The following is a 2392-nucleotide window of genomic DNA, read 5'->3' on the forward strand; positions in this document are numbered from 1 at the left end:
ACGATGAACCGCCGCGACGTTGCCCTTCCACAAGGCCAGCAGTCGGCGCACTTCGGGAGTGACGGAGAAGCGGTTCTTGCTCTGAGCCCGTGCCCCGGGTTCCGCGGCCGCTGACTCGTCACGCTCGGCAGCGGCGAGCCACCGCCACACCGTGCGCTCGGTCACTTCCAACGACTGAGCCATCAGCCGCACATGCCGCGTTGTCAGTTTCTGTTCCTGTCGCAGGGCGAGCAGCCGGCGCACGGCAGGGCCGCGCAGCGCCGGCAGGGAGGAGGAAGGCAGGCCTCCCCGCACGCCCGGGCCCTCCCCGTGCGCGCCGGAGCGGGAAGCGTCCTCTCCCGGCTCGGCCGCGCCGGTCACAGCGGCCCCATGAGCCGTGCGCAGGCCCGCTCCAGCATCCGGCGGTCCACCACCGCCCGGCTCTTGCCGTAGGTCTCGGCGGTCAGGTGCGAGGTCAGCTTCGCCCAGGTCCGGAAGTTGCCGTGCCCCACATGCTCGTCCACCCACGCGACATCGTCCGCGGTCACGTCCTCCCACAGCGAGTGGAAGGCAGCCATCACGGTGGCCACCTCCCGCTGGCTGAGGCGCGGCACCAGCTCCCAGGTCAGCACCCGAGAGGCCAGCGCAGGCACCCGCCGCAGCGCCCGTTCGCTGCCCGCACCCGCGAGCACGAGTGCCGTATCCGTGTCCGGGTGGTCCCACAGCCCGCGCAGAAACTCCAGCGCCGGTCCCGGAAGGCGCTGTGCCTCGTCCAGGACCAGCACGCGGGGCTGCCGCAGCGCGTTCACCAGCGTCAGGTCGGCCTCCCCCGCCCCGCGCGGCAGACGCCTGCCCAGCTCCAGGGCGTCCGCGAGTACCCGGCGCAGTTCGGGGACCGTCGGATGCACACCGACATGGACCCGGCGGACCCGGGCCGGGTGCGGCAGCTGGGACAGGGCGTACTGCAACGCGACGGTCTTGCCCTGACCGGCGTCGCCGTACAAGCACACCACCGCACCCACCGCGGCCGCGTGCGCGACCGTCCGCAGCACCGACCGCACAGCAGGCGTGTGCACCACCTGCGCGCCCGGGACCAGGACGGGGACCTGCGCCAGATGCTTCTGCTCCCGCAGAAACACCTGCCCACTGACGCCTTCCTCCGCCACCACGTTCAGGCCCAGCTCGCTGAGCGGATCCGGCCTGCTCGGCCCGGCAACCTCAGGCTCCCGCACGGTCAGCAAAGCCCGCCCCGCCCGTCGGTCCCTGCGGATCACCCGGTGCAACGTCGACGCCGACGGCACCGAGGCCCCGCCAGCCGCGGCCAGCCGGCGTCTCAGCTCAGCGACGTTCCCTCCGACCTCGCCCAGCAACGCCCACACCTCGTCCGACACCGCATACCCCTGCCGGACCGGCGCCTCCACCTGCCCAGTCGCCTTCGCCTGCTCCAGCCAGCGCCACACCGTACGCTCCGAGACACCCACCGTCTCAGCGACCGCACGAACATGCCGCGTGGCCAGCTCCCCCGCCTGCTGCCGCTCCAGCAGACGACGCACCACCAACCCCCTGGGCAGCACAGGCCCACGACCGGCCCTTACCTCTTGATCCACGCCCCGATCACACTGGCCGGGCCCACCTCACCGCATAAGAACTCTCGAACCTGAGACAAACATCAGGTGCCATGCGATAAAGCCCCACGACAGCGATCCCATCCATCGATCTCTCACCTTATGACAGCGGCCTGCCCACCCGTAAACAGCCGCTGACCAGCCCCGCAACACCCATCCCCGGACCAGCGCGACCGACTCTCACCACCACCGACACCAACCCGAGAGATCGCAAGCACCAGGTCGACCAGAAGTCGAGCTTTCGTAACTGGGTCGGATTTCCTGCAAGATCTTTTGTGCCTCCGGAGGGTGCACGTGCGATGGGGGTGTCCGCGACCGGGTCAGGTAAGACGATCACCAGCGCTTCGTGCGCTCTGGAGTACTTCCCGGGCGGGCGGATTCTGGTGATGGTGCCCACGCTGGACCTGGTCGTGCAGAGTGCCCAGTCCTGGCGGCGGGTCGGGCATCGCGCGCCGATGGTCGCGGTCTGCTCGGTGGACAGGGACGAGGTCCTGGAGCAGCTCGGAGTGCGCACCACCACCAACCCGATTCAGCTCGCGCTGTGGGCAGGGTCCGGGCCGGTGGTCGTGTTTGCTACGTACGCCTCTCTCGTGGACCGTGAGGACCCTGCCGATGTCTCTGCGCGTGGGACTGTTCCTGGGCCGTTGGAATCAGCTCTGGCGGGCGGGGAGCGGCTGTACGGGCAGCGGATGGCTCCGTTTGACCTGGCCATTCTGGACGAGGGGCACATGACGGCCGGGGACATGGGGCGGCCGTGGGCGGCGATCCATGACAACAGCCGGATCCCT

Annotated in this window: 2 protein-coding genes and 1 pseudogene; 1 reads left to right on the forward strand and 2 read right to left on the reverse strand. The window is 70.1% G+C overall.

Going from position 1 to position 2392, the window contains the following annotated elements:
- Positions 1–360 (reverse strand): annotated as a pseudogene (locus ACWFRU_RS42220) (hypothetical protein); the annotation flags it as partial.
- Entirely contained in the window at positions 357–1532 is a 1176-nt protein-coding gene (locus tag ACWFRU_RS42225) for an AAA family ATPase (protein WP_453694159.1), read from the reverse strand. The gene ACWFRU_RS42225 and the pseudogene ACWFRU_RS42220, both read right to left, overlap by 4 nt.
- Positions 1533–1759: 227 nt before the next feature.
- Between ACWFRU_RS42225 and ACWFRU_RS42230 the strand changes: the two genes are divergently transcribed.
- Positions 1760–2392, forward strand: a 633-nt coding sequence (locus ACWFRU_RS42230; RefSeq protein ID WP_453694161.1) for a DEAD/DEAH box helicase family protein, incomplete at its 3' end; no start/stop codon positions are given.

This window comes from Streptomyces sp. NPDC055099, assembly GCF_053607685.1.